At 48.4% G+C, this 4,618-nt stretch carries 2 protein-coding genes; one reads left to right on the top strand and one right to left on the bottom strand.

Annotated elements, in window-relative coordinates:
* Positions 1-2,558: cobaltochelatase subunit CobN (locus QUB35_RS25575; protein WP_333144469.1), on the bottom strand; the 2,558-nt coding region annotated here is incomplete at its 3' end.
* Between the two features lie 211 nt (positions 2,559-2,769).
* On the opposite strand from QUB35_RS25575, the gene cobJ reads away from it, so the two are divergent.
* Positions 2,770-4,545 (top strand): precorrin-3B C(17)-methyltransferase, encoded by a 1,776-nt coding sequence (gene cobJ, locus QUB35_RS25580; RefSeq protein ID WP_333144470.1) that lies wholly within the window; start codon positions 2,770-2,772, stop codon positions 4,543-4,545.
* Positions 4,546-4,618: the final 73 nt, after the last annotated feature.

The raw sequence follows: 4,618 nt of genomic DNA on the forward strand, positions 1-4,618 counted from the left end.
TTGCCTGTGTTGGTTTGCCAAACAATTGCTTTCACCTGTTCCTCTGATAACCTCTCCCCAAAATAAGCCTCAAGATAAGAGGTCATTTCCTCAGAATTAGGCGGTTCGCCGAGAACGTGCAAACCAGAAGAAAACAAGCGACATTCCACCACCTGCAAATACTCATAAAGCTTCACCAAATAGCGGTTAAAAGCATCAGCACTGAACATTCCCACATTCTCAAAACTAAAAGCAATCCCCAATTTTCGAGCATCATCAAACGGACAATCAGCCTCCAAACCGCTATCTAAAACTTTCTTGCAAATAGCCTCTTTCAGCACATAATTCTTTGCCGTATCTTCCCGATATTCCGCAATCAAATCCCGCAAAGCCATTAATTCCTTGTACAAGCCAGCGCGGCCGTAGGGCGGCACATTGTGAGAAATCAAAACACCGTAACCGCGCCGTTTTGCCAACATCGATTCCGAGGGATTGTTGGCAGCATAGATATAAAGATTGGGCAAACTTCCCAACAAAATATCCGGCCAAGAATAGCCAGTATTTCCCAGAGGAGATCCCGGCAACCATTCAACAGTGCCGTGCATTCCGAAGTGAACCACAGCATCAGCTTGCAAATCATTTTGCAGCCACTTGTAAAAAGCAGCGTATTGAGGGTGAGGCGTCAAATCGCGATCGAACATTAAGCGCATCGGATCGCCCGAAATTCCCAGCGGCGGCTGCAAACCTATCCAAACATTCCCCAGTTGAACGCCACCGATTTGGAACTCGTCGCCCTCTGTCTTAATCCCAGTACCAGTCAGAGATTTCCACTGTTTTTCGATACGAGTTGTTAACAGATAGCCCAGCCATCTTTCTAAAGTTTTGACATTAACAGTCTCTTTTGTGGAACGGGCATCTTGCCCCTCACAAGTAGCTTCATCCGCCTCTTTCACCCTGCGAATTAACTCCTCACCGTCAGCCGGAATTTCTCCAACTGTATAACCTGCCGCTTGAAGTTTGTGCAGGAAATTTAGCAGCGATTTCGGTACATTTAATAAAGCAGCCGTACCCGCCGCCCCGTAACCGGGAGGAAACCCGTAGAGAATAATCGCAATTTTCCTTTCAGATGGCGGAGTTTGACGTAGTTTCACCCAATTGTTAATTCTACTTGTCAGGCGTTTCGCCCGATCGGGCACCAGATAAATATCCTCACCCACCAAACCGCCCAGGGGAACAGGATCGATCGCGCCATCCAACTCAGGCAAAGCATACAATACCACACTTTGCAAACCTCCAATCCCCTGACGAGTCCAAGAATGGATATCCTGAATCAGCAGAGGTGCGGACACAAAATAAGGTACATTTTTAGCAGTTAAAATGCGCTTAGCAACTTCCACCTGCCTTCCACCCTCCATCGAACCAGCAGGCCCGCCAACCAAAGGAAAGCCAATAGTAGAAACAATCGCATCAACTTCCACAGCATCTTTAGAAAGCGAAAGAGTTTCAATATTGCCTTGTTTTCGGCGCGCAGTTTCATCAGCAGTCGTCATCCAATCCCGCACCGCCACATGGCCTTCAACGCCATTGATAAAAATCGGCAAAGGCACAATTCCCGCATCTTCAAAATAGCGAATCAATTGAGGAATATAAGGCTGCTTGGTGATAACGTGTTTGCGGTAAAGCAAGATGCCCACAACAGGGGATTTTCCTCCCTCCGATTTTTGAGACCAATTGGTCTCAAATTTTGTGGAACGGGCATCTTGCCCGTTAGAAACCCGGTCTAAATTTTCAGACAAATTAGTCTCAAATTTTGTGGAACGGGCATCTTGCCCCTTATAAGCCTTTCTATCAAGATGTCTAGCCACTTTTGTGGAACGGGCATCTTGCCCGCCCCTAGCACTTTGATTACCGAGATACCAATCCAAATATTGCCGAGGCGATTCAAAATAACCATTATAATCAGGATGCAGCAAACCCATATTGGGAGTTTCCACAGGTGGCGGAATTTCTGCAACCTTCAGCCCCAAATACTTTTCGGAAATAATCCAAAACATCGAGACAACATTATCCGCCCCGCCCGCATTCCAGTAACCATAAATAATCAGCCAGTTTCGCAAATCCTGCACTTTTTGCACTGGCACGTATTTCAATAACTTCGGCCCAACCTTCAAAAAACTGATATAACCAGCCAGCTTATCTTCTTCTCGCCCATTGCTGAACTTATCCAGAATAAACTTAACAGGCTTCGGCATTCCCTTCGGTTTGTCGCCAATTTTAAAAGCGCCAATTTGAGTAAGACTCATCAATTCCAACGCCGACTCAAAAACCAGGCGAATAGGGATATGTTGCACCCTTTCCCGCAGCCACATTACCGCATCGTAATCAAACAGCAAACTCCCGAAAAACACATCAGCATTCGAGAGGGCAGCCGCTACAGCGTCGGGTTCGTCTGCGAGGGCGCGATCGCTAAAAACCCGTACTTCCAATCCCTGACACCCAGAAACAGCCAACTCGGCAGCTTTCCGGTACAAATCGGCATTAAAAGATTCAAACCCTGCAATTAAGACAATGCGTTTCACAGCCAAACCTCGAAATATTTATTGATTGTAGCCTGTTTTAATTAGGTTATATTATATTAGATAGCATCCTCGGTGGGGGTGGGGCGGGTTTAGTAGATTTCGGGTGTTGTATTGCAGACCTTGGCGAACCCGCCCCTACATTACCAATTATCAATTATCAATTCCTAATTTCCGTCGCAACTCTCATAAAATCTAAAATCTAAAATCTAAAATGGTTCGAGTTCCTCCCGCAATAGTTATCTTAGGTCAAAACAGCCAGCCGATCGCCAAAAAAATCTCCGCACATTTCCCCGGTTCCCAGATTTACGGTTTAATCGATCGCACTTCCAACACAGACATCAACTTTAGCAACTTCGGCGAAACATTGCGGGAATTGTTTGCAACAGAAACCCCAATCATCGCCATCTGCGCCGCCGGAATAATCATCCGTACCCTCGCCCCGCTGCTGTCAGACAAACGCGCCGAACCGGCAGTTTTAGCCGTCGCAGAAGACGGAAGCGCCGTCGTACCCCTGCTGGGCGGTTTGCACGGCGTTAATGATTTGGCCAGAGAGATTGCAGCAGCCCTGGGCGTACAACCTGCAATTACTACCACCGGAGATATCCGCTTTCGCACCGCGCTGCTGAGTCCTCCCCAAGGCTATTATTTAGCGAATCCAGAGGACGCGAAGACTTTTATTTCAAATTTGCTCGCCGGGGCCAAAGTACGCCTAGAAGGGGCTGCAAGCTGGCTTTCCGAGAGCAATTTGCCGTTAGCGAAGCCCTCGAAGAGGATCGCCCCCGACGCAAAATTGACTATTCGCGTCACCGAAAAAGCAATTGTGCCAACGCCCGATTGTTTAGTTTACCATCCGCAAATTGTGGCAGTTGCACTGACAAAGCTATCGAATATTGAGCCAGAAATAGCGGTTTCATTTGTCCAGCAAGTGTTGGAAAACGCGGGTTTAGCAGCAGCTTCTGTTGCTGGATTTTTTGCATTAAAACAGGAGATGGGAAACCCGGCACTTGAAGCAGTTTCACAATATTTTAAAGTCCCCGTCCGCTTTTTCAATCTCTCCGAACTTGTCGAATTAGACTCAATTGAATTCATCGAAAATAAGGCCGCACAAATTGCCCTGACAGCAGCCGGTGCCAACAGTCACTTAATCGAGTCCGATCGCCCAAACGCACTGAATTGCGCGATCGCCCTGGCCGCCCAACCCTTTGATGCTAGGGCGATCGGAATTAGCCGCGGCAAACTGGCGATCGTCGGTACCGGCCCCGGAGGCGCGCCCTGGATGTCCCCGGAAGTTAAGGAAATTATGCGCGAAGCCACGGATTGGGTGGGTTACAAATTTTATCTCGACTTAGCTGGAACCCTGCGGGAAGGGCAAAATCGGCACGATTCCGACAACCGCGAAGAGATCGATCGCGCCCGTTTTGCCCTAGATTTAGCAGCATCCGGCAAATCAGTCGCCGTGGTTTCGTCGGGAGATCCGGGTATTTTTGCAATGGCTGCGGCGGTGTTTGAGGCGATCGACTTTGATGCCAAACCCGAATGGCAAGGCATTGATATTCGGGTAGCACCGGGCATTTCAGCCATGCAGGCAGCCGCTGCTGCGATCGGAGCACCCCTCGGACACGATTTTTGCGTGATTTCCCTTTCGGATATTCTCAAGCCTTGGGAGGTCATTGAACAGCGGATTTCGGCCGCTGCGGCTGCCGATTTAGTTATGGCATTTTACAATCCCATCTCGAAACAGCGGATTTGGCAACTCGGAAGGGCGATCGAGATTTTGTTGCAAAGTCGCGATGCTAAAACCCCCGTCGTACTAGGGCGAAACCTCGGCCGGCCCGGCCAATCTGTGCGGGTTTGCACCCTCGGCGAATTCCAGCCGCAAGATGCAGACATGAGAACTTTAGTGATTGTCGGTTCGAGTCAGACTCGGATTATTCCCCGCAAATATGGAGATGTTTGGGTTTACACGCCGCGCAGGTACGAAAAATAAGTAGGGCTTGCTGAAAAAGTAAGAAAACAGCATTTAGAAAGATGAATGAACTCGCGAGTCCCTTGATAATATA

Source organism: Microcoleus sp. B13-B6, from assembly GCF_036705405.1.
Lineage (GTDB): Bacteria > Cyanobacteriota > Cyanobacteriia > Cyanobacteriales > Microcoleaceae > Microcoleus.